Genomic DNA, 23797 nt, shown 5'->3' with positions numbered 1-23797 from the left:
CGTTCCATTGTTAAGAAAATATGCTCCACCCCTTATTCATCAAGGGCTGGCAGCTATCGAAACTAACTTAGCGCCCAAAAAAAACGCTGACAAGCCTTTTTGGGCTTATCAGCGTAAACTTTTACTTATTTTTGCTACACATCACTATTTTTGAGACTCAAACTCAACGCCCGTCGGGTCTCGCTCTAGTGCGACTTTCAGTACTTCATCAATCCACTGTACAGGGATAACTTTCAGATCAGCGATAACATTATCAGGAATCTCTTCCAGATCACGCTCGTTATCTTTTGGAATTAGCACTGTCTTAATGCCACCACGGTGTGCCGCAAGTAACTTCTCTTTTAGGCCGCCGATAGGTAGAACCTCACCACGCAGTGTGATTTCACCCGTCATCGCTACTTCTGCTTTCACAGGGTTGCCTGTCAGAGAAGAAACCAATGCCGTACACATTGCTGTACCCGCACTTGGGCCATCTTTTGGTGTCGCGCCTTCCGGTACGTGTACGTGAATATCTTTCTTCTCGTAGAAGTCAGTATTGATACCTAGCTTTTCTGCACGAGAGCGAACCACTGTCATTGCTGCTTGGATAGACTCTTGCATCACATCACCAAGAGAACCCGTTTGTGTCAGCTTACCTTTACCTGGCATTGATTGAGTTTCAATCGTTAATAGATCGCCACCCACTTCTGTCCAAGCTAGGCCAGTTACTTGACCAATTCGGTTACTTTCATCCGCTTTACCGTAATCGAAACGTTGAACACCTAAGTACTCTTTTAGGTTGTCCATCGTTACCGTTACTGACTTGATGTCCTTATCCAGCAAGATGTTCTTCACCGCTTTACGGCAGATCTTAGAAATCTCACGCTCTAAGTTACGGACACCCGCTTCACGCGTGTAGTAACGAATGATGCCAATAATCGCAGAATCTTCAATGACGATTTCATCCGCTTTCAAGCCATTACGCTTCACTTGTTTATCAACAAGGTGACGTTTTGCAATGTTCAGCTTCTCGTCTTCGGTGTAACCAGATAAACGAATAACTTCCATACGGTCTAACAATGGACCCGGGATGTTCATCGAGTTCGATGTCGCAACAAACATAACGTCAGAGAGATCGTAATCCACTTCTAGGTAGTGATCGTTGAACGAGTTATTCTGTTCAGGATCAAGTACTTCTAGCAGAGCCGATGCTGGATCACCACGCATATCGGAAGACATTTTGTCGATTTCGTCCAATAAGAACAGCGGGTTCTTCACACCAACCTTCGACATCTTCTGGATCAATTTGCCTGGTAATGAGCCGATATAAGTACGACGGTGACCACGAATTTCAGCTTCATCACGCACACCACCCAACGCCATACGAACATACTTACGGCCTGTAGCTGAAGCAATTGAACGACCAAGAGATGTTTTACCGACACCAGGAGGACCAACAAGACAAAGGATAGGACCTTTTAGCTTGTTGATACGGTTTTGAACCGCCAAGTATTCAAGGATACGTTCTTTGACGCGTTCTAGACCGTAGTGATCTTCATTAAGAACCTCTTCTGCTTTCGCTAAGTTTTTCTTAACTTTTGAGCGCTTAGCCCAAGGAACGCTGACCATCCAATCGATGTAGCTACGAACCACTGTTGCTTCAGCAGACATTGGAGACATCATCTTGAGCTTTTGCAGCTCTTGCTCTGTCTTTTCACGTGCCTCTTGAGGCATTTTTGATTCGTCAATCTTCTTCTGTAGCGTTTCGAACTCGTCTGGTGCGTCTTCCATCTCACCAAGTTCTTTCTGAATCGCTTTCATTTGCTCATTCAGATAATACTCACGCTGAGATTTTTCCATTTGCTTTTTAACGCGACCACGAATTCGTTTTTCAACTTGCAGCAAGTCGATCTCTGATTCCATCTGGCCCATCAGGAATTCCAGACGCTCAGTGACGTCAACAATTTCAAGCACTTGCTGCTTATCCACCAACTTTAACGGCATATGAGCCGCAATGGTATCCGCTAAGCGTGCGGCTTCGTCGATACCATTAAGTGACGTTAGCACTTCTGGTGGAATCTTCTTGTTTAGCTTAATGAACCCTTCAAACTGATTAATCGCGCTGCGAACAATCACTTCTTGCTCACGCTCATCCAATTCTGGCGTAACAACAAATTCAGCTTCCGCTAGGAAGAAGTCACTCTCTTTAAAGTGATTGATTTTTGCTCGCTGCTGGCCTTCGACCAATACTTTTACTGTGCCATCCGGAAGCTTCAAGAGCTGGAGAATGGTGGCTACCGTACCTACGTCAAATAGGTCGTCAACCGTAGGCTCGTCAGTGTCCGCTTGCTTTTGTGCCACAAGAAGAACTTGTTTGTTGGTTTCCATCGCCGTTTCTAGACAGCTAATCGATTTCTCACGACCAACAAACAATGGAATAACCATGTGTGGGTAGACCACTACGTCACGTAGAGGTAGTACCGGGATCTCGATACGCTCGGAACGTTCCAAGTTCATATAATTCTCTCTTCCGCTTTCACGTTTAACGTATTACTTAAGGCAGTATATGGGGGCTAATTGTTTGGATTCAATAAGAGAAATAAAAAAAGGAGGTAATTACTTACCTCCTTTTTCATTATGGCTGAATTTACTCTGCTCCAGCTGCCTGATTGTCTGCGTTACTGTAAATAAGCAGTGGCTCTGACTCGCCATTAATGACGGACTCATCAATCACGACTTTACTAACGTCTGTTGCAGATGGTAATTCGTACATGGTTTCAAGTAGCACGCCTTCAAGAATCGAGCGTAAGCCACGAGCACCTGTTTTACGCTCCATTGCTTTTTTCGCGATAGCGCGCAGCGCATCTTCACGGAATTCAAGTTCGGCGTTTTCTAGCTCAAACAATGCTGCATATTGCTTGGTCAGTGCGTTCTTCGGTTCACATAGGATCTGAATCAACGCTTCTTCATCAAGCTCAGTCAGTGTTGTTGTTACAGGTAGACGACCAATGAATTCTGGAATGAGGCCGTACTTCACTAAGTCTTCAGGTTCAACTTGAGTAAATAGCTCACCTACTGTCTTCGATTCATTCTTCGAACGAACTTCAGCACCAAAGCCAATACCTGTACCTGTTGCAACACGCTGCTCAATCACTTTGTCTAAGCCAGCAAAAGCACCACCACAGATGAACAGGATCTTAGATGTGTCCACTTGTAGGAATTCTTGCTGAGGATGCTTACGACCACCTTGAGGTGGAACCGATGCAACCGTACCTTCGATAAGTTTTAGTAGCGCCTGCTGAACACCTTCACCAGATACGTCACGCGTAATAGATGGGTTTTCAGCTTTGCGTGAAATCTTATCAATTTCATCAATGTAAACGATGCCGCGTTCCGCTTTAGCTACATCGTAATCACATTTTTGCAGAAGCTTTTGGATGATGTTTTCAACGTCTTCACCTACGTAACCGGCTTCGGTTAGTGTCGTCGCGTCTGCCATTGTAAATGGCACATCCAAGAATCGAGCTAATGTCTCCGCAAGTAGTGTTTTACCGCTACCTGTAGGACCAATTAGAAGGATGTTACTCTTACCAAGCTCCACACCTTCGCTCGTTGTATCACCATTGCGTAAACGCTTGTAGTGGTTATATACCGCAACTGCGAGCACTTTTTTCGCGTAATCTTGCCCGATCACATAGTCATCAAGGTGTTCACGGATCTGTTTTGGCGTTGGTAACGCTTCAGATTCTTTCTTAGGGAGAACATCCTTGATTTCTTCGCGAATAATATCGTTACATAAGTCGACACACTCGTCGCAAATGTACACTGACGGACCTGCGATTAGCTTGCGAACTTCGTGCTGACTTTTGCCGCAGAAAGAACAGTACAGCAATTTACCGCTGCCACTTTCTTTGCTTTTATCTGTCATTCGCTAACCTCTTAGCCTTTACTCTTCATGAATGAGTGTATATCAATTTTTGCCAAAATGCGCTGGCTAATTACTCGCCACGGTGGCTTAACACTGCATCCACGATACCGTATTCCACAGCCTGCTCTGATGACATGAAGTTATCACGATCAGTATCGCGCTCAATGACTTCAAGAGGTTGGCCTGTATGTTCTGCTAACAACTTGTTTAGCTTCTGTTTAATCGTCAGGATTTCCTGAGCATGGATTTGGATATCAGAAGCTTGACCCTGGAAACCACCCAATGGTTGGTGGATCATTACACGAGAGTTAGGCAGTACGTAACGCTTACCTGGCGCACCACCTGCAAGCAGGAAGGCACCCATTGAACATGCTTGACCCATACACACAGTGCTGACATTTGGCTTAATGAACTGCATGGTATCGTAAATAGACATACCAGCTGTTACGCTGCCGCCTGGCGAGTTGATGTATAGGAAAATATCTTTATCTGGATTTTCAGATTCTAGGAAAAGTAGCTGAGCCACGACAAGGTTTGCCATGTGGTCTTCCACTTGACCCGTTAAAAAAATCACGCGCTCTTTCAGCAGACGTGAGTAGATGTCGTAAGAGCGTTCGCCTCGGGAAGTTTGTTCAACCACCATTGGTACTAGCGCGTCCATAATTGGCGACATTGCATTTTTTTCTTGGTAGCTCATATTCTTATGTCCCTAAAATAAATGGCCCGGATGATGACTATCATACGGACCATTGTTAGCAGAATAGTTAACGTTAAGTCAACCTTCTACGCAAGATATTGCTTATTAAGCAGCAGGTTGTTGTTGGTTAAGTAGCTCGTTGAAGCCTACTTCTTTCTCAGAAACCTGTGCTTTAGCGATGATCGCGTCGATTGCTTGCTCTTCTAGAGCTACGTTGCGCATGTTGTTCATCATTTCTTCGTTTTGCTCGTAGTAAGCAATAACTTCTGATGGATCTTCGTATGCAGTAGCCATTTCTTCGATTAGAGCTTTAACTTTCTCGTCGTCCGCTTTTAGCTCTTCAGATTTGATTACCTCACCTAGTAGAAGACCAACAACTACGCGACGTTTAGCTTGTTCTTCGAACAGTTCACGTGGAAGCTGAGCAGCAGCTTCTGGGTTACCACCGAAGCGTTGTGCAGCTTGTTGACGTAGAACTTGGATTTCTTGCTCGATAAGCGCTGATGGTACGTTGATGTCGTTTTGCTCAACTAGACCGTCAATCGCTTGCTCTTTGATGCGGTTCTTAACAGCTTGCTTAAGTTCGCGTTCCATGTTCTTACGAACTTCAGCTTTAAGTGCTTCAACACCACCTTCAACAACACCGAACTTAGCAACGAACTCGTCGTTTAGTTCTGGAAGTTCACGAGCTTCAACTTTGTTCACTTTGATTGCGAACTTAGCTGCTTTACCTTTTAGGTTTTCAGCGTGGTAATCTTCTGGGAAAGTCACGTCGATGTCGAATTCCATACCAGCAGTTTTACCTGCGATACCGTCTTCGAAACCAGGGATCATGCGACCAGCACCCATTTCTAGAGGGAAGTTCTCAGCTTTACCGCCTTCGAACTCTTCACCGTCGATAGAACCAACGAAGTCGATGCTTACGCGTTTGCCATCTTCTGCTGCTTCTTCAACTTCAACCCAAGTTGCTTGTTGCTTACGTAGAGTATCGATCATCTCTTCTACGTCTGCATCTTTAACTTCTGTTAATGGTTTTTCAACAGTGATGCTCTCTAGGCCTTTAAGCTCAACTTCTGGGTAAACTTCAAAAGTTGCAGTGAAAACTAGGTCTGAACCTTCTTTGTTCTCTACAGGAGCGAAAGTTGGAGCGCCAGCTGGGTTGATTTTCTCTTTAACGATAGCTTCGATGAAGTGGCGTTGCATTACTTCACCAAGAACGTCTTGACGTACTGCTTTGCCGTACATCTTAGCAACCATTTTTAGAGGCACTTTACCCTTACGGAAACCATCGAAACGACGGTTTTTAGCGATGTTGCGTAGTTCAGCTGTTACAGCGTCTTCGATGTTTGCAGCTGGAACAGTAATGTTTAGACGGCGCTCTAGGCCCTCTAGCGTTTCAACAGTAACTTGCATTATATATAAACCTCTAAAGTGGCTCGGTTTTCCGAGCGTATGAGCGAAACTCAGAGGAGCTTACGCTTCATCCTTGTGTAGTGTTCTGTCCGAACACCTAATTTAAAATCGAGTATCGATACTGGTTGTCAGTACCGGACTAATCAGTGATATCTTCGATAAAATAACCAAAGGTATCTCCTATTAGCCTCAGGACAGAATTTTTAGACGCGACATTCTAGCGATCTGTCGCAACCCTGTCGAGCCAATAGCCACTATGTGGACATTGTCTGCGCTAAATTCTCGAATGCTGACCCATTTTTTCTTCAAAAATGCGATTCAGACACCGTCTAAGCATTGCCAGCATATCTAGAATGGGGACAATAGCGACTTTTTCAAGAGAATCGACCGGTTTTTTTATCGAAAAGCCTAAAAAGAGATCTTGCTCTTGTTTTACTCCACAGAGTTGAAAACTAAATCCCTAATCCTTCCTACAAACTATTAACATTTTCTTACGTGACCAAAGGAAGTTGTAAGGAGTGTAAGGATGTCGCAAAAAAAACGGATTCTGCTGACATTTTTTGCTTTCTATTTCCTGTCCGCAATTATCGGTGGCCATTGGGTTTGGCAGACCAGTTATCAATCTCTACTTGATAAACACCAATCACAGTTGGAGCAGTTTTCTGGCCATATAAAAAATAAACTCGATAAGTACGCCCATATTCCAAATCTTCTCGCTAAAGATGATCCTCTTTATCAAGCGCTTCTGCACCCCAACAACAGTGCGCAACTGGAAATCACTAATCGGTATTTAGAATCCGTTAATGGCGTGATTGAAGCAGCGGATACGTACTTAATCGATCAATGGGGTACAACGATCGCGGCCAGCAACTGGCGTAAAGAGCGCTCCTTTATCGGGCGAAATTTTGCATTTCGCCCTTATTTCAAACAAGCCATTGTAGGCAAAAGAAGCCAATACTACGCACTGGGCTCAACATCTGGTAAACGTGGCTACTACTATTCTTATCCCATCGTATACGCTGGCGGTGTACTTGGTGTCGTCGTGGTGAAGATGGACCTAAGTAAGATAGAGGACAACTGGCAGCAACCAAACAGTGTTTTTGTCGCCAGCGACCCATACGAAATTGTTTTCATGAGTAGCCGAAGTGAATGGCTGCTCAAAAGCTTACAACCACTGACAAAAAAAGAGAAAAAGCAAGTTTGGGCAAGCCAACAATATCTTGATGCGCCAATTGAAACGCTTGGATTAGTGGGTAGTTTGGACGAGGTGCATTCTGAGCTTAAACAGGGTTACCCATACAATAAAGGAACCTTGGTAGTCTCTTCGCTGCCCCTACCCGAACTCAAACTGACTATTCGTGTGCTGTCTCCTAAACAGTCGATCGTTTGGTTCACCATGGGTTACATCTTTGTACTCACTCTAGCATTCATGGTTTTGTTTTTAATTGGTCAGCTTATCTATCACCGTCAACAGCGTCACTTGCAACTTGAACGAATTCAACAAGAAGCAAATCAAAAGTTGGAATATCAAGTCATGGCACGGACTGCCGAGTTGCAAGCGGAGATCGCACAGCGTATCGATACCGAACAAACTTTACGCGTTACTCAAGACGAATTGGTGCAAGCAGCGAAACTCGCGGTGTTAGGACAAATGTCGGCCAGTATCAGCCATGAACTGAATAATCCACTTGCGGCAATTCGTAGCTTTGCGGAGAACGGCAAGCTGTTTCTAAAAAAAGAAAAATATGAGCGAGTGGAAGATAATCTCACTCGCATTTCTGCTCTCACTGACCGTATGGCAAATATCAGTCAGCAACTTCGCTCTTTCGCCAAAAAAACCAGTGGTGACGAGTTGGCTCAATCTCGACTGTTCCCTGTTATTGCCTCTGTAAAAGAACTGATGAAGCCCGCATTTAAATCAGGGCGCGTCACGTTAGAAACAAATTTGCCAGAGCATGATGTTGAAGTGCAGATCAATATTATTCAACTGGAGCAAGTGTTGGTCAATTTACTGACTAATGCGATAGAAGCACTCAAAGAGCAACAAGACAAACAGGTAGAATTATCTGTAGAACACGATGAGCACACTGATTTGGTTTGGATTCATGTTGATGATAATGGCCCAGGGCTTGGCTCTTTCTCACTTTCTGATTTATGTGAACCGTTTCTAACCACTAAACTGAACGGTTTAGGTTTGGGTCTCTCTATCTCGCAACAAATCTTAGCCAGTATGAATGGAAAATTATGTGCCCATAATCGAGAACAAGGCGGCGCTCGATTCTCATTGTGTTTACCTATCACTTCTTACAACACTGAACCATCAAAAGGATAAGATCATGTGTCAGGTGTTTTTTATTGATGATGAGGCCGATCTCAGAATCGCTATAGAACAGACCTTTGAACTGGCGGATATCGACGCCAAGTTTTTTGTGGATGCAGAATCGGCTTTAATAGCGATGCAGCAAGGAGAAGAAGCTGGCGTCGTGGTCACTGATATCTGTTTGCCGGGCATTTCTGGTATGGATATGCTGACAACTTTGACTCAACGCGATGCAAACTTACCCGTCATCATGATCACTGGACACGGTGATATTTCCATGGCTGTGCAAGCCCTTCATCAAGGCGCTTACGACTTTATTGAGAAACCTTTTGCGCCAGAACATTTGGTTGAAACGGTTAAGCGGGCGATTGAGAAGCGCAAACTAACCAATGAAAATGAAAAACTGCGCCTGTCACTTAAAGCCAGTAAAACCCTTGGTCCACGAGTTATTGGTGAAACCTCTAGCATCCAAATATTACGAGAGACCATCACCCAAATCGCCGATACCGACGCCGATATTTTATTGTTTGGTGAAACCGGTACAGGGAAAGAGTTAATCGCTCGTTCTTTACATGAGCAAAGCTCTCGCCGGAACCAAAACTTTGTCGCCGTAAATTGTGGAGCGGTTCCAGAGAACTTAATTGAGAGTGAACTCTACGGCCATGAAAAAGGCGCATTCACTGGCGCCGAAAGCCGTCGTATCGGTAAATTTGAGTTTGCACAAGGCGGCACACTTTTCTTGGATGAGATCGAGTCGATGCCTATTCAAGCCCAAATTCGTTTATTGAGGGTATTACAAGAGCGCGTGATTGAGCGTGTCGGTTCAAATGAATTATTGCCTTTAGATATTCGAGTGATTGCCGCAACAAAGGTCGATTTAAAACACGCAGCTGAAGAAGGTACTTTCCGTCAGGACCTCTACTATCGGCTCAATGTCGTGACCCTGGATCTCCCGCCACTACGCGAACGAAAAGAAGACATTCCCGCCCTCTTTCACCACTTTCTGTTGGTAGCAGCTTCACGTTATGGCAAAAGCTCACCTAGCTTGTCACCCCAAGATCTAGCGCAACTGATGAGCCATGACTGGCCTGGCAATGTTCGAGAACTCAGAAATGCTGCAGAGCGTTTTGTGCTATTGGGTAAGTTAATTCAGTTGGGAGAATCGAACCCAGTTACTAAGTCTTTCTCAAGCCTTGCAGAGCAAGTGGCGGAGTTTGAGAGAGCAGCCATTGAAGGCGCTTTATTAGAAAACAACGGTAGTATTAAACAGACAATGTGCCAATTGAATGTGCCAAGAAAAACTCTTTACGACAAGATGCAGCGCTACCAAATAAATAAAGACCTTTACAAATAAAACACGTTCAAATAGCTGGCATTATATTCAACTTGAATCATAATTTTTAACAACGGGTTTATCATGGTTGTTATAGATATGAACGAAAAAGTGAGAATACCGATTGTTACAGATACCGTGCTCGTAGACGGTTGCTATCAAGAAGAGAGAAGATTCGGTGAAGAGCGTCGCAAAAATAAAAAGAGGTGGCGACACTATGAACGTCGAATTAATTCAGACCCGCGCAAAACTTGTTACAAGTCAATAGACGAAGAGGTGTGAATTCTCACACCTCTTTCTACTTTCTGGCTTCCATTACTTGGTAATGATCTCCGGCCCCATCAAGGTAGTAGGCAACCAAGTCGAAACCCATGGTACATATGTGACGATAATTAGGAATAAGAACATCACTCCAACCCAGGGTAATGCTGCCTTCACTACGTTCATCATCGACATTTTGGCAACACCAGCGGTCACAAATAAGTTAAGACCCACGGGCGGCGTTATCATTCCTATCTCCATATTCACCACCATCATTATGCCCAAGTGAATTGGGTCTATGCCTAATGCAATCGCAATTGGGAACACGAGCGGCGCAACAATGATCAACAAGCCTGATGGCTCCATAAACTGACCACCAATCAACAACAAGACGTTCACCACAATCAAGAAAGTGATGGGTCCGAGACCAGCGGAGAGCATCGACTCGGTGATCATTTGCGGGATGCGTTCTTCCGTTAAAACATGCTTCAAAATTAAGGCATTAGCAATGATGAACAGCAGCATGATGGTGAGTTTGCCCGCTTCATACAGGGTGTGTTTGGTGTCTTTATGAACAAAGGTTTGGAAGGTTTTAACGAGCGCAGGTTTAGTGTTTTTCTTGTCTGCAAATGGCCCCATGTCTTTGTATACAAAGTTAGCAATAAAGAATGAGTACACAGCAGCAACCGCAGCGGCTTCTGTCGGCGTAAAGATACCGCCATAGATACCACCAAGAATGATGACGACCAACAACAAGCCCCAGCTTGCATCCTTGGCGGCATCAAAAGTTTCTTTCCAACCGACAAAAGGTTGCTTTGGAAGGTTCTTGATTCTCGCGGCAATGTAAATCGCGATCATCAACATGACACCCGCCAGCAAACCGGGAATCACACCACCAAGGAACATACGTCCAACTGACACATCCGTTGCGGCTGCATACACCACCATCACAATCGAAGGTGGGATCAAAATCCCTAGCGTACCTGCGTTACAAATTACCCCAGAGGCAAACTCTTTTGAGTAACCGTTTTTGATCATACCTGCGATAACAATACTACCTATGGCAACAACCGTTGCAGGTGAGGAACCTGACAACGCGGCAAACATCATACACGCTACAACCGAAGCCATCGCCAAACCACCGCGGAACCAGCCTACAATGGCAATGGCGAAACGAATGATCCGCTTTGCTACGCCACCCGTCGACATAAAGCTTGAAGCCAATATAAAGAATGGAATAGCCAATAGCGTGTAGTGGCCCGCGAATGCATTAAACAGCGTTTGAGCAACTGACGCTAAAGAGGCATCCGAATGCATTAAAAGGAAAAGAACACTGGAAAGGCCCAGCGAAATAGCAATTGGCACGCCAACCAGCATAAAGCCAATTACCATCAAAAATAGAAATAAGATATCCATGGCTTATTGCTCCTTGTTTTTAGCGTCTTGCGAGGCCTTTGGAGCCATTACGTCTTCAGCGTCACTCATCTCAGCTTTAAGAGATTCGAGCTCTTCCTCCGCTTCATGTCCTGCAATCAAGCGATCGAGCTTACCAGTAGCGATTTGCCACGTGACTTGAACAAATCTAAACGTTAGTAGCGCCATTCCAAGTGGCAAAGCGAAGTAAGGAATAAAACGTGGCAGCTTTTCATAACGCTCTCCCTCATTTAACCAGTCGGCCATGAACTGGAGTATTTCAGGCATCGGAATATCGTCCGTTTCATACCACGCTCGGTCGGTAGCGAACGGATACCAGTAGTTCCAAGCGCCAATTAACAGCAAAATAGAGAAGGCTAAGCAACACATTGCTGCAAAAAGCGCCAGGGCTTTTCGTTTACCTTCCGGAACGATGTTAATAATGACATCGACACCAATATGAAAGTGTTTTTTCACACCATAAGATGCGCCAACCAACACCATCCATGCGAACATGAAAACGGTGAGCTCAAGCGCCCAAAGAATATTGTCGTTAAAGACATAACGAAAGATGACATTGGCAAAGGTCAGCAAGGTCATGGCACCCAAGAAGAAAGCAATCAAAGTCTCTTCAATGGCATCAGTGATTCGTCCAGCCTTGGCAAAAAAAGTCTGTTCCATAATTACATCACGTCGTCTGTAGGGGGAAAGAGCCCCCTCAGTTTGAGAGGGCTAAATGTGCTAGGTGTTATTATTTTTGGTTAGACGCCAAAGCGGCTTCGATTAGGTCAGAACCAATGTCTTTTTCGAACTTCTTCCATACTGGTTGAAGTGCAGTGACCCACTCTTGGCGCTGTTCTGGCGTTAGAGTACGAACCACACCACCGGCTTCGATGATATTGTTCTTATTCGCAAGGTTTACTTTGGTTGACTCAGCATTACGCTGCGCAGTTACCTCTTGAATAATGGTATTTAACTGCTCGCGCTGATCATCTGGTAGGTTTTTCCAGAAGTCGTTTGACGTCACAACTAAGTAATCCAGAATTCCGTGGTTCGTTTCCGTAATGCCATCTTGAACTTCGAAGAATTTTTTGCCGTAAATGTTTGACCAAGTATTTTCTTGACCATCAATAACCTTAGTTTGCAAGCCGCCGTAAACTTCTTTGAACGACATTTTTTGTGGGTTAGCACCTAGCTGCTCAAACTGAGCAACGAGTACATCAGAGGCTTGAACACGGAACTTAAGTCCTTCAGCATCAGTTGGAGAAATGAGCGGCTTGTTGGCTGACATTTGCTTCATGCCGTTATGCCAAAACGCAATGCCTTGTAGGCCACGACGTTTCATTGAATTTTTCAGCTTTTCACCCGCTTCCGAGTTTTGGAAACGGTCAACCGCGTCGACATCATCGAACAAGAAAGGAAGATCGAAAAGGCGGTACTTCTTGGTGAATTTCTCAAACTTAGAAAGAGAAGGAGCAGCGAGTTGAACATCACCATTCAGTAGCGCTTCCAACACTTTGTCATCATCATACAGTGTTGAGTTAGGAAACACCTGCATACAGACTTTACCGTTCATCTCTTCGTTGACGCGCTTTTCAAGTAACGAAGCCGCGATGCCTTTAGGGTGTTTGTCCGCGTTCGTTACATGGCTAAACTTGATGACCGTTTCACCCGGGTCACAATTTGCGGCAGCATTAAAACTGGTAACAGCAAGTGCAGAGACAGATAGTAGAGTTAGAGGCTTAAACATTATTATTCTCCTTGTTGAATCACATCCCATCCCGTCCATGAGTAACTAGGTGTTAGGCGATGGGTACGGATATTCAACAAAGAGCAATTAATGGACCATGTTAAAATTTATATGTATTTCAATAAATTAACATAGCCCATTAACATGAATCCGAAGTGTAACGAGTGAATTCCACCCAAGAAAAAGATACAAATGGGTGGGAAATGACCCATTTATGAAGAACAGCTTATCTCCATTTTCTTCCCCCATTCCGGCGGCAATTTCGCGTAATCATCAAACTCAGGTTGCTCATCAAATGGGCGTTTTAACAGTTCGGCCAATCGGTGTAATTCGCTAAAGTCCCCTTCTTCCGCTTTATCAATCGCCAACTGAGCCAAGTAGTTACGCAAGATGTATTTGGGATTGGCTTGACGCATCTGTTTGCAACGCTGTTCGGTTGAAATCAGGCCCCCTAGTTCATCAACCTCTAGCTCACACCGAGCTAAGTACAGTTCAAGCCAAGCTCGCGCAGCTTCTCGGTCGAGAAATAAATCGATTACGGCTTGGGAAGGCGCATTATCAAGGTTTGAAAGCGTTCTGAAGAAGCGAGTGTAGTCCGTTTTGTTCTGGTGAAGAAGCTCAAACATAGCTTCAAACAAACGCCCGTCTTCCGCTATCTTGGTTTTTAAGCCCAACTTCTCACGCATGAGGCGGCTGAACTGCTGGCTTAAATGAACTTCAAATTGACTCAACGACGATTCTAAATCTTCTCGTTCAACGAGTGGCGATAGCGCATGCGCCAGTGCTGACAGGTTCCAAAGCGCAATTCTAGGCTGTTGATCAAATGCGTAACGACCCTGGTAGTCTGAATGATTACAAATGTATCCCGGCTCATAATCATCAAGAAAGCCAAACGGACCATAATCAAAAGTTTGCCCAAGAATTGACATGTTATCGGTATTCATCACACCATGCGCAAAACCAAAAGCTTGCCAATATGCGATCATCTCGGCTGTTTTAGTCACGATGGCGTCAAACATCGCGGCATATGGTTTCTCCGCCGATGCACAATCAGCAAAGTGCCACTCAATCACCTTATCCGCCAACAGCTGCTGCTCTGCTAACTGGTTGGTGTAAAAGAAATGCTCAAAGTGACCGAATCGAACATGGGTTTCAGCCATTCGAAGTAACAAAGCGCCCGATTCCGTTTTTTCTCGATAAACAGGTGTATCACTGACCATCATACCAAGAGCACGTGTCGTGGGAACCCCAAGGCCCGCCATGGCTTCACTGCACAAGTACTCACGGATAGTTGAGCGTAATACCGCTCGCCCATCTCCCATTCGCGAGTAAGGCGTTAGCCCTGCACCTTTGAGGTGAAGATCAAACCAAGTACCATCCTGATGCTCAATTTCTGCCAACAGTAATCCACGTCCATCGCCCAAATCTGGGTTGTAAACGCCAAACTGATGGCCTGCATATTTCATCGCAAGAGGACGAAATTGTTCGAATTCACTTAGCCCAGAAAAAACCGCCAATAACTCATCGTTTTGCTCTTCTGGTAAACCAAACTGCTGTGCAAACTCACCATTCCAAGCGACCCAGCGAGTGTTGTCCAAGGGTTGTGGCTCGACCAACGTATAGAACGCTGACGGTAATTGACTAAAGCGATGGGTGAAATTGACCCGTTGCCAAATGGACATGTAGGGTTCCTTAATAAAAAGAAGTACTGTTGTGAGTATACGTGTGAATGTCCCTGTCATTCAGCCATGAAATGGGCATGGGTATTTTGCGTGAATAACGCGAAGGCGGCAGGAAGGTATCAACCTGCCGCAGACCGTCTCCTAAACGGAGGTAGCATGTAAAAACGATCAAAGGGTTAAGCGGAAAATTCTTCACCCGTTTTTGGTGGCTGTGATGTCGTATCAAAACGAGCGCGTTCGATATCCACTACCGTTTTATAGCTCAACGATAACAATGCCAGCTGGTACGCGCCAAAAATACCATAGGCCACACCGACGAGGCTCAACATAAAGAGATTCGTAAAGTGGCTAAAGATCAGCTGACTGAGCAAGCCCGCACCCAATGGAATTAGTCCCATCAAAATGAATACTTGTTTGTTGTATGCTCTGCTCTGGTTCCACGAACGACGCAAACTGCGCGGCTGATGATCCATTGCAGTCGCTGGCAACACAAATGACCATCGCGCCATTACCCAATAGCCAGGAACGCTTGCAATCGTTGTGATAATAGCCATAGCAACAAAGTCGGCTTCACCACTTTCTGCAATGTAGATAAACGACAACACAAAGATCGGGATACCAATAACGAGCATCATCATCAGTCCAAACAGTATCCACCAGCCTATGAAACGGAATTCTCGAGCTGACAAACGAAATACATCCAACGCAGAGTGCATGTAATCGCCGGCTAAATAAATTCGATGCACACGCACAGCCGCCATAGCGGCAACAAGTGGGTACAAAATAATTGTGACGAAATAAAATCCTGCGACATTGCCTTCTTGAACGTTCGCTTGATCTTGCCCCGTCATTTCAGGATACATAAAAGTAAAAACTGAGTGCACGATAATCAACGGAATACAAGCAATAACAATTGCGAGTAGATTCCTTCTGACCATCACTGCCGCTTCTCGGCATATTTCCGAAACAGAAAAGCCCTCGGTAGACATATAACATCCTTAGTTCATAAAAATCGGCCCCTAGGGTAACCGCAGAGTAGAAAAATCGCTTTAAAAATAATGAGAAACACATCTCATAAGACAATGAGAACGAAACCAAAATAAATCAGATAAAAAATAAGCCACTCAATGTGAGTGGCTTATACCGCAATTCAATACCGTTTTAGACGCGACGTCGCCAGCCTAATGTTGCAAGTAACATCAAAGCCCAATAAGAAACACTGCCGCTACCTTCTGAGTTCTTGAATGTCGTTGTCTTCAAAGAAGCAACAACCGTCACGATAACTTCCCCCGTAGCAGTGGCACCATGACCGTCTGAAACCGTATATTGCAGCTTGATGCCGTCAGTAGGGCTATCCGGTGCTTGAAAACGGATTTTGCCATTCTCTACACTCGCACTTCCCACACCCGTTACGTTCTGTACGCTTTCTACAACCAGTTTATCGCCGTTCACATCCGAATCATTGCTCGCTGCATCAATCAGAATACTTTCACCAACGGCAACGGTCGCCGTATCTACGAGCGTAACTGGCACTGCGTTTTTCATGGTTAAATCGACGGTAGCACTGGACGTTTCATTACTAGGGTCAGTCACGGTTAAACGGAATGTCAGAACCTCACCCGCTTTTGCACCTTGAGGCACCGTAAAGCCTGTGCTAACACTGGTTGCATTGCCAAGAGAAACTGAAGTGCCAGCCAACTGCTCCCATTTATAACTCAACACATCACCATCAGCATCCGTACTATTTAACGCAGACAACGTGACTCGCTGCCCAACCGTCATGTCTTTACTACCAATATCAATCACAGCCACTGGCGCTTCGTTGCTGCCAAGCACTTCCACCTGCACATTCACGATTGAAGATGAGTACGCACCATCAACCGACAACAAACGATATTGGAAAGTGTCCAGACCAACGAAGTTAGCTTCAGGTTGGTACTGGTTACCAGAGATGGTGCCGTGCTCAGGCTTCTGCACAATGTCCACATTGAACTGATACCCTACCGCCATGAAATCATTGTCCATCAGGTTCAGTTTGATTGGCGTATTTTTATTGGTTTGTAACGAATCAGATTTCGCTTCAACCAAGTTGCTCGCATCCACATTTAATAATGCTGCAAACGGAATATAAGAGAACCCGGCTTTTTCTAGACCAAACGTGCCAATCTCACTGTAATCACCAGTCCACATTACAGGTAGGGAGGCTTTTTCAGTTTTTAGCAAGCGGCCGAAGTCAAAGTTTGCATCAAATTGACCGCCTTCCAATTCAACGACCAATAAGTGCTGACCCGCACTCAATTGGCTTGATTGGGGGAATAAAATTCGAGATGACTTTTGGAAGTTACCTTGCTGTAAAAGCTCAGCGTTGTTTTGATTCAATATTAATCGATAGCCAATGTTTCCAGAAAATGGGAATCGCCAAACTCGATAAGTCATGTCACTTTGAGCGCTATCTCTTTGCGCATAAAGTTGAAGGCCATCAAGCTCTGTATCACTATTCAAGTCCAGTGACACCGCCAGAGTGTTACTCCCACTCGCGTACACATAACCTTGATGAAGAGAGTTCAGCCATGCTGATTTATTTGGTTCGTTTGTATGCTCAAGAGAAAAGCTACCGCCGTTGGTGTTGCTGGCAATGTTGGAAATACGAACCCCAGTATCAAACCCTGTGATCGCTCTCAGACCCGGGGTCGATGTATCTGAAATGACATCGCCACCATTAGGGTACAAATCGTCAGCGTCACTCCTACCATCATTTTCTAACTCATTCAGACCATCAGCCTGCATGATTTGAACCTGCATCGCGCCAACATCATTAAAGCGGTTCTGGACATTGACCGACGTCGCCAGGATACCTTCAGCCGCCAATGCTCGGTCGTAACCGCTAAAGGTGCGATTTTCCAAGTAAACACGTGGACCAAACTCTTTCAAGTACGGGTCGAGATACACCAGCTTGACATCGTCGTTGTTCACAGAAATAGGCGCTGGACTTTCATGAGTTACCGTTGGTACAACAAAACCAGCAGCGTGTTTGCTCCATGCACTCATGTTCACCGGAGTGTCACCAGCGTATGAATCTCCCGGTTTCTGCGCCCATGAACCGCCACCCATCACGCCCCAAGAGCCAATCGAGGCATCACTGTTCCTTGCGTACAAATCCGGCAAGCCAAGCATTAAGTGGCCAAGCTCGTGTACGATCACGCCCAACGTCGCTTGATGATCAACTTGATAGTCAGCGAACACACAATAGTCTGTGATCTTTTTACCATCTAGTGTGACATCATCGTGAGAGAATTTGTGCGGCCAAATAGCAGGACGGTTGAGAACCCCTGTTGAACGATCGCCCCCCGCAAAAATAAACATGACAGAGAGTTCTGACGGTTCTACGGTACCATTTTGATTGCTGTCGTAGGCCGAAAGATTAAAGTATGGATCCAGTTTTTGATAAGCCTCGGTGAAAACCGCATTCAACTTGGCGGTGCATGTCTTATCAGTAGAACTAGAGTGACAGTTAGGGTGGCTTTGTGCCACAGTCACATCTATCACACCGTCATTGGCGGTGCCGTAACTCTCAAGTGCAGGAACAACTTTGAATTTACCTTGAGAGTTTTTATCAAAGTAATCCACAACGCTTTGACCATTGGTATTAAATACGCGTTGCTCAAAATCGTGCACCATTGCTTGGTCATCAAACGAAACTTGCACAACTAATAGGGGCTGCTGCTTCACCGTTGAACTGCTCATCGCCTGGTAACCTTGCAGTAGGTTTTTTCGTGCCATCGGCTCAATGGTTTTTAGAGAAGATAATTGCGGTTTAACTTGTAAATCCGGGCGAAACCTCGCCGACTCAGGTGGCTCACTCGACTGCGTTTTCACCACACCTGTCGAGGTCAATATTGGCGTGTCTGACTCGCGCTGAATCTGCGCGAAAAACCAAACGCCGTCTTCCTGAAGTAAGGCATTGCCCTGCTTATCTTCAAACCAGTGGAAATCTGCCGTTCCACGTAGAATTGCCTCACTGGAGCTACCATCGCTCAACGCAATAGTATGCCAAATCGGTGATGGCGGAGTAGTTGCCATGCTCTTCCCTGCAAGAAGCGCAGTTAGCATAGCCATGGCGAGTGTGTTGAATTTCAAAGTACGACTCCATCTTTTCGATTCGTTCATTCATACCAAGCACAACAAACACAAAGTAACCCTATGTGCATAGAGTAAGACTGAGTGACTATTGACGAAGGCTGGTATCAATTCGCTCAGATAACACGACGTAGTTTGGTGTCACACTACAAAAGCGTCGGATTCCAAAACGCTGTTATGAGCGTAGCTTCTGAGAATATAAATTGAGTGAATGAATAGTATCGAAACGAAAGGAAGAAGAAATGAACTTCTACGAATTTGTAGGTAAAACTGGGCAACATTCCACATATTCTATAAATGTACGAGCACTGCTATTAATCAATGCTCGTAATGGTCGCGCGGCCATTGTTGAACGCTATATTAACCTGTAAGAACGGCGTCTTCTGGGTATTTGACCAAGGTAGGTTCAGGACGTGCCAACATGTAGGCAAGCGTGAGCGGCCCAATACGACCAATGATCATCACCACGATCATAATGTATTTACCAGGTTCAGAAAGTTCCGCAGTCAAACCGGCGGTGAGCCCCACTGTGGCAAATGCGGAAATGGTTTCAAACATAACTTTATCAAAGCTGGCCTTCTCGGTAAGCATCAATAAAAACATTGCGCTTGTCAGGATGGCTCCGCTCACAACGATAATTGCCAATGACTTAGTCACAGTTTGCCAATTTATGGTTCGCTTAAACATAACCACATGTTTCTTTTGGCGTAAAAAGGTCCACGTAGCCATAAACGCAACAGCAAATGTGGAAACTTTAATACCGCCCCCCGTTGAGGTGGAACCCGCTCCAATTAACATCAGAACAATCATGACCAGTAAGGCCGGCTGGGTAAACAACGCCAAGTCAACACTATTAAACCCTGCCGTTCGCGCACTCGCAGATTGAAAGAATGCCGCCAACCATTGCCCTGTTGCAGGTAAAGACGCCATTGTGTTTGGGTTGCTTCGCTCAAGTAACCAAAACATCATCGTTCCGACTAAGAGCAATATCGGTGTCGCAATCAGCATGATTTTGGTGTGAAGATGCAAAAAGTGGAAACCTTTGCGCCAGTTTAGCCAGATGTCACCCACAACAGTAAAACCAAGCCCGCCAAAAATGAATAGCCCCGCCAGTGTAAAGATAACCAACGGATCATTCACAAAGCTCATCATACTGTCAGAAAACAGCGCGAACCCAGCGTTGTTAAATGCAGAAATTGCATGAAACAAGGCGTAAAACATACCAGTCTGCCAGCCCATTTCAGGGACCCAGCGGATAGAGAGAAAAATAAACCCGACCGTTTCTGCAACAAGCGCGAAAACAACAATCCGCTTTACTAGTCGGTTTAGATTGACTTGCCGATCTTGCCCTAATGCTTCTTTCGCCAGCGCTTGTTGACGCAAACTCAAACGCACGCCGAACATATAGAGTAAGACTGCCGACAACGTCATCTGCCCCAACCCACCGATTTGCATTAAAAACATCAGCAAGATTTTACCCGCAAGCGTAAAGTGTTGCCCAGTATCGACAACACCAAGACCTGTCACACTAATAGCGGACGTTGCAGTAAACAAAGCATCCGTTATCGACAGGCCCGTAACAGAAAAAACTGGCAAGGTTAGCAATACCGCAGAAGGCAGTAAAACACCGAGAAAACTGAGCAATATAATTCGCGGTTCGTTGCCTTTCGCTTTCTCTTGTTTACCATCTGGTGCGTAAAAAACACCTTTCTGATGAAAATACGTCATAGCGATTTTAATTTATTTGCGAGCGCATCTTGAGGGCCGACCACAATAATTAGGTCACCAATTTCTAGTGTGGTATTAAGGTCAGGTGCCTTGGTAATTTCTGGGCCCCGTTTAAACCCTAGCACTTGCACGCCATCGACTTTGCACAGAGCCAAATCACTTAGTGTCTTACCCATCCAACGAGAGCCAATCACAAACTCCGTCATAGCTAAGCCACTGCCTAATGGGTGGAACTCAAGAACCCGTTTATCGAGCATTTTACGCGCGACACGTATCCCCATGTCACGCTCAGGCATGATAATGTGGTCTGCGCCAATTTTTTGCAGAACACGAGCTTGGAAGCGGTCGTTGGCTTTAACCCATACTGACTTTACTCCCGCCTCTTTAGCAATCAATGTCGCAAGAATACTGGCATTGACATCCGCTCCGATGGCAATCATCACCATGTCGTAATCATCAAGTTTGAGCTCAGCAACCGTCTCTTCGTGAGTACAGTTAGCCACAACCGCCTGACTAACAAAACTGGCGGCTTCTTTAACTCTGTCTTCGTTGATGTCAACGGCTAAAACTTGAGCGCCTGAATCTTGTAACTCTTTACACACTGCCAAACCAAATCGGCCAAGACCAATAACGGCGAATTGCTTATCACCTGTTTTCATTTGTGCCCCATCTTATGCATTCATTAGCAAGCAAAAAAGTTTGCGCCCATTCCTTACCTTGTGCAAACCTGCGGACAGATAATTGACAAAAGCTTAACGCACCTTGATTCACTTTACGTGTTAAGCGTATGACACTGATTAACTTTTTTCCTCATTACCGAATAGAAACCGTCGCGATGGCTACATAATTGGATGCCTTAAAACGCAAAAAGCCGCAAGAATGCGGCTTTTAGATCATGGGATAAACTGGCTATTTTGATTCGCGCTTATCGTGCGGTTTACGTTTATTCTTAGGCACGTAATTTAAAATTGAAATTGGTACTGGCTTTCTTGGCGCAAAACCTTCAATTTCCACTCGCTCTAGCAAGTGCCCTAAACGACTTTCAATCATGCAGAGGTTCTTAAAGTCGTCTTTTGAAACCAGTGATATCGCCTCACCTTTCGCGCCAGCACGACCTGTACGACCAATACGATGTACATACTCATCCGCTGGGTAAGGTAAATCGTAGTTGATGACAACTGGCAGATTATCAATATCAATACCGCGCGCAGCAACGCCGGTTGCGACTAAGTACTGGATTTCACCCGCTTTAAACTTTTCTATTAATTCCTGGCGAACACGCTGATTACGGCCACTGTGGAATGCTTCTGCCACAATGCCACGTTTCTCAAGTTGGCTTACCAGTTTGGCTGCGCCGTGTTTAGTTTCAATAAATACTAGTACTTGCGACCAGTCATTTTCTTTAAGCAAGTGACTTAACAGCGACGACTTCATGTCTTTATCGACGGTCGTGATCCACTGTTTAATATTTGATTTTGAGGCACTGTGCTTTGCAATCGTGATCTCTTCAGGATCAATAATCGCATTTTTCGCCAAGTCACGAACAGGGTTAGATAACGTTGCTGAGAACAGCAAACTTTGCACATGTTCTGGCATACAGTCGACGATTTTGTCGATCGCATCGATGAATCCCATATCCAACATTTTGTCGGCTTCATCAAGCACTAGTATTTCCACTTCATCAAAGTGAATCGCGCGTTGACCGTACAGATCAATCAAGCGCCCAGGCGTGCTTACCACAATATCGACACCCTCGATCAAGGCTTGTTTTTGTGTTGCATAATCCACACCACCAAACATCGCCATTGAGCGTAATGGTAAGTTTTTACCATAAGCTTCAATACTTTGATGAACCTGAAGCGCAAGTTCGCGTGTTGGCGTTAGGATAACCGCCCGAGCGCGTTTTTTACGTTGCGTTTCGCCTCGACTAAGCTTTTCTAAGATTGGCAGAACAAAACTGGCCGTTTTACCTGTGCCCGTTTGCGCTGCTGCAATTAAATTGCGGCCACGCAATACGATTGGAATGGCTTTTTGTTGGATAGAAGTGGGTTTTTCATAACCTAGCGCTTTTACTGCATCAGCAATCGATGCGCTTAAACCAAGCTTAGAAAATGGCATAGAAAGGTCTCAACAGAGGAAATGGGCGCGTAGTGTATCAGAATCCCCGTGAAGTAACAGAAGGATTCATGCGCGAAAAACTAGGAACATGACACAATCTTAGCCCATGAAATTGGGCTGCAAACCTTTTTCTAATTTTTGCCTCACTTTGTAGGAAACATCATTAAGCGTGATTTTCCCCGTTTTGTGGCGGTCGATACCTGCATTCTGTCGATAGGCAATTGAGCCTTGTCTGAACAAAACGAAAGACGGCGGTTTACCAATCGCAGCAGGGTAGAGAATGGCCATGTAAGCATCTTCTAAGCTATTAATTTTATTTCGATAGGGCCAATAGTACGCTTTCACATAGTCAAGTTGTTCAAGCGCGCTCATTCTCGCAAGAGTCTTTGTGTTCACTCCTAATGATTCTGCGGTAGAGGGCATAAATTGAATTAACCCTGTAGCCCCGCTTCCGGAACCATTTTTGATGCTTGGACTGAAAGTTTCAGCAGTTTCAAATGCCATGCACGCCATAAGATGATTAGGATTGATCTTTAGCTCTTTACTAATACGAATGACTTTAGATTTGAACTCTGGAGAAACTTTACCTCCCCACGCTACCGCGTTCTCGGGATCTGCAATCGAAGAGACCGTTGATGCGTCATGTTCTTCAACAATTTTAGAAAGTAGAGGAAGCGTTTGGCGTAGTCGATGGCTCGAACTCACCAAGCGAATTGATTTGGTAAGAAACTTGTCTTTTTTTTGGTGTAGTTTTTGGAACTTTACTAACTTATACAGTTGCTTATAAACCGTTTTCACAACGAAGCCGGATGTAGGGAACACTCCCAGAATGTAATCCATTTCCTACAAATTTAATATAAATATCAGCAACAGGAATTCTAGATGTGATCAGTGTCACCATAAAAATTCTCAAATTCGATACACACCGATGTAAGTGGTCAATGTGTCTCCAACACGCTAGAAGTAAAAGTAAAGAGGCATTAAAAAGGTCTTACCAATTTTTTTGGTAAGACCTAGGCTTACTGATTCTCGGATAAG

The 23797-nt window shown here is 44.9% G+C and carries 17 protein-coding genes; 3 read left to right on the top strand and 14 right to left on the bottom strand.

Features of this window, described 5'->3' with window-relative positions; all coding sequences use genetic code 11:
• Nucleotides 1–144: 144 nt before the first annotated feature.
• The 4 genes from lon to tig form a co-directional block, all read right to left on the bottom strand.
• Nucleotides 145–2496: an endopeptidase La gene (gene lon / locus R7P74_RS16790; protein WP_005384300.1), complete on the bottom strand. Its 2352-nt coding sequence runs from the start codon at nt 2494–2496 to the stop codon at nt 145–147.
• Between the two features lie 130 nt (nt 2497–2626).
• Nucleotides 2627–3907: an ATP-dependent protease ATP-binding subunit ClpX gene (clpX, locus tag R7P74_RS16785; RefSeq protein WP_005382345.1), complete on the bottom strand. Its 1281-nt coding sequence runs from the start codon at nt 3905–3907 to the stop codon at nt 2627–2629.
• Nucleotides 3908–3977: 70 nt separating this feature from the next.
• Nucleotides 3978–4604 carry an ATP-dependent Clp endopeptidase proteolytic subunit ClpP gene (gene clpP, locus R7P74_RS16780; RefSeq protein WP_005382347.1) on the bottom strand — a complete coding sequence of 209 codons (627 nt, stop codon included), beginning with the start codon at nt 4602–4604 and terminating at the stop codon, nt 3978–3980.
• 105 nt (nt 4605–4709) lie between these two features.
• Entirely contained in the window at nt 4710–6017 is a 1308-nt protein-coding gene (gene tig, locus R7P74_RS16775) for a trigger factor (protein ID WP_005382251.1), read from the bottom strand.
• 526 nt (nt 6018–6543) lie between these two features.
• On the opposite strand from tig, the gene R7P74_RS16770 reads away from it, so the two are divergent.
• The 3 genes from R7P74_RS16770 (at nt 6544) to R7P74_RS16760 (ending at nt 9952) form a co-directional block, all read left to right on the top strand.
• Entirely contained in the window at nt 6544–8349 is a 1806-nt protein-coding gene (locus R7P74_RS16770; protein ID WP_033906887.1) for an ATP-binding protein, read from the top strand.
• Between the two features lie 4 nt (nt 8350–8353).
• Nucleotides 8354–9691 carry a sigma-54-dependent transcriptional regulator gene (locus tag R7P74_RS16765; protein ID WP_033906888.1) on the top strand — a complete coding sequence of 446 codons (1338 nt, stop codon included), beginning with the start codon at nt 8354–8356 and terminating at the stop codon, nt 9689–9691.
• A gap of 78 nt (nt 9692–9769) precedes the next feature.
• Complete coding sequence (locus R7P74_RS16760; protein WP_021034161.1) at nt 9770–9952, top strand: hypothetical protein; 183 nt, start codon at nt 9770–9772, stop codon at nt 9950–9952.
• 33 nt (nt 9953–9985) lie between these two features.
• On the opposite strand, the gene R7P74_RS16755 is transcribed toward R7P74_RS16760, so the two are convergent.
• From R7P74_RS16755 to R7P74_RS16710, 10 genes are all read right to left on the bottom strand, one after another.
• Nucleotides 9986–11347 carry a TRAP transporter large permease gene (locus tag R7P74_RS16755; RefSeq protein WP_225473971.1) on the bottom strand — a complete coding sequence of 454 codons (1362 nt, stop codon included), beginning with the start codon at nt 11345–11347 and terminating at the stop codon, nt 9986–9988.
• 3 nt (nt 11348–11350) lie between these two features.
• Nucleotides 11351–12025: a TRAP transporter small permease gene (locus R7P74_RS16750; protein ID WP_005384308.1), complete on the bottom strand. Its 675-nt coding sequence runs from the start codon at nt 12023–12025 to the stop codon at nt 11351–11353.
• Nucleotides 12026–12095: 70 nt separating this feature from the next.
• Nucleotides 12096–13094 (bottom strand): TRAP transporter substrate-binding protein, encoded by a 999-nt coding sequence (locus R7P74_RS16745; RefSeq protein ID WP_017634784.1) that lies wholly within the window; start codon nt 13092–13094, stop codon nt 12096–12098.
• 212 nt (nt 13095–13306) lie between these two features.
• Nucleotides 13307–14776 (bottom strand): protein adenylyltransferase SelO, encoded by a 1470-nt coding sequence (locus R7P74_RS16740; protein WP_225473969.1) that lies wholly within the window; start codon nt 14774–14776, stop codon nt 13307–13309.
• A 176-nt stretch (nt 14777–14952) separates the two neighbouring features.
• On the bottom strand, nt 14953–15765 hold the full coding sequence (locus R7P74_RS16735; protein WP_318122984.1) for a sugar transporter: 813 nt from the start codon (nt 15763–15765) through the stop codon (nt 14953–14955).
• Nucleotides 15766–15937: 172 nt separating this feature from the next.
• Nucleotides 15938–18913 carry a M6 family metalloprotease domain-containing protein gene (locus tag R7P74_RS16730; protein WP_318122983.1) on the bottom strand — a complete coding sequence of 992 codons (2976 nt, stop codon included), beginning with the start codon at nt 18911–18913 and terminating at the stop codon, nt 15938–15940.
• A 360-nt stretch (nt 18914–19273) separates the two neighbouring features.
• Nucleotides 19274–20641, bottom strand: a complete 1368-nt coding sequence (locus R7P74_RS16725; RefSeq protein WP_025766961.1) for a TrkH family potassium uptake protein — start codon at nt 20639–20641, stop codon at nt 19274–19276.
• Nucleotides 20638–21300 carry a potassium channel family protein gene (locus tag R7P74_RS16720; RefSeq protein WP_005388291.1) on the bottom strand — a complete coding sequence of 221 codons (663 nt, stop codon included), beginning with the start codon at nt 21298–21300 and terminating at the stop codon, nt 20638–20640. The genes R7P74_RS16725 and R7P74_RS16720 overlap by 4 nt, the downstream gene beginning before the upstream one ends.
• A gap of 250 nt (nt 21301–21550) precedes the next feature.
• Complete coding sequence (locus R7P74_RS16715; protein ID WP_318122982.1) at nt 21551–22759, bottom strand: DEAD/DEAH box helicase; 1209 nt, start codon at nt 22757–22759, stop codon at nt 21551–21553.
• A 99-nt stretch (nt 22760–22858) separates the two neighbouring features.
• The gene (locus tag R7P74_RS16710) at nt 22859–23599 is read right to left on the bottom strand and encodes a transglycosylase SLT domain-containing protein (RefSeq protein WP_080276914.1); all 741 of its coding nucleotides are present in this window, start codon (nt 23597–23599) and stop codon (nt 22859–22861) included.
• Nucleotides 23600–23797 lie beyond the last annotated feature (198 nt).

The organism is Vibrio sp. 2033 (assembly GCF_033339735.1).
Note: the sequence above shows the minus strand (reverse complement) of the source record. Positions and strands in the feature narration are given on the sequence as shown.

What these genes read in the sequence shown, in the direction of transcription:
- lon (WP_005384300.1), bottom strand. Translation starts at nt 2,496, where the DNA reads ATGAACTTGGAACGTTCCGAGCGTATCGAGATCCCGGTACTACCTCTA.
- clpX (WP_005382345.1), bottom strand. Translation starts at nt 3,907, where the DNA reads ATGACAGATAAAAGCAAAGAAAGTGGCAGCGGTAAATTGCTGTACTGT.
- clpP (WP_005382347.1), bottom strand. Translation starts at nt 4,604, where the DNA reads ATGAGCTACCAAGAAAAAAATGCAATGTCGCCAATTATGGACGCGCTA.
- tig (WP_005382251.1), bottom strand. Translation starts at nt 6,017, where the DNA reads ATGCAAGTTACTGTTGAAACGCTAGAGGGCCTAGAGCGCCGTCTAAAC.
- R7P74_RS16770 (WP_033906887.1), top strand. Translation starts at nt 6,544, where the DNA reads ATGTCGCAAAAAAAACGGATTCTGCTGACATTTTTTGCTTTCTATTTC.
- R7P74_RS16765 (WP_033906888.1), top strand. Translation starts at nt 8,354, where the DNA reads ATGTGTCAGGTGTTTTTTATTGATGATGAGGCCGATCTCAGAATCGCT.
- R7P74_RS16760 (WP_021034161.1), top strand. Translation starts at nt 9,770, where the DNA reads ATGAACGAAAAAGTGAGAATACCGATTGTTACAGATACCGTGCTCGTA.
- R7P74_RS16755 (WP_225473971.1), bottom strand. Translation starts at nt 11,347, where the DNA reads ATGGATATCTTATTTCTATTTTTGATGGTAATTGGCTTTATGCTGGTT.
- R7P74_RS16750 (WP_005384308.1), bottom strand. Translation starts at nt 12,025, where the DNA reads ATGGAACAGACTTTTTTTGCCAAGGCTGGACGAATCACTGATGCCATT.
- R7P74_RS16745 (WP_017634784.1), bottom strand. Translation starts at nt 13,094, where the DNA reads ATGTTTAAGCCTCTAACTCTACTATCTGTCTCTGCACTTGCTGTTACC.
- R7P74_RS16740 (WP_225473969.1), bottom strand. Translation starts at nt 14,776, where the DNA reads ATGTCCATTTGGCAACGGGTCAATTTCACCCATCGCTTTAGTCAATTA.
- R7P74_RS16735 (WP_318122984.1), bottom strand. Translation starts at nt 15,765, where the DNA reads ATGTCTACCGAGGGCTTTTCTGTTTCGGAAATATGCCGAGAAGCGGCA.
- R7P74_RS16725 (WP_025766961.1), bottom strand. Translation starts at nt 20,641, where the DNA reads ATGACGTATTTTCATCAGAAAGGTGTTTTTTACGCACCAGATGGTAAA.
- R7P74_RS16720 (WP_005388291.1), bottom strand. Translation starts at nt 21,300, where the DNA reads ATGAAAACAGGTGATAAGCAATTCGCCGTTATTGGTCTTGGCCGATTT.
- R7P74_RS16715 (WP_318122982.1), bottom strand. Translation starts at nt 22,759, where the DNA reads ATGCCATTTTCTAAGCTTGGTTTAAGCGCATCGATTGCTGATGCAGTA.
- R7P74_RS16710 (WP_080276914.1), bottom strand. Translation starts at nt 23,599, where the DNA reads ATGGATTACATTCTGGGAGTGTTCCCTACATCCGGCTTCGTTGTGAAA.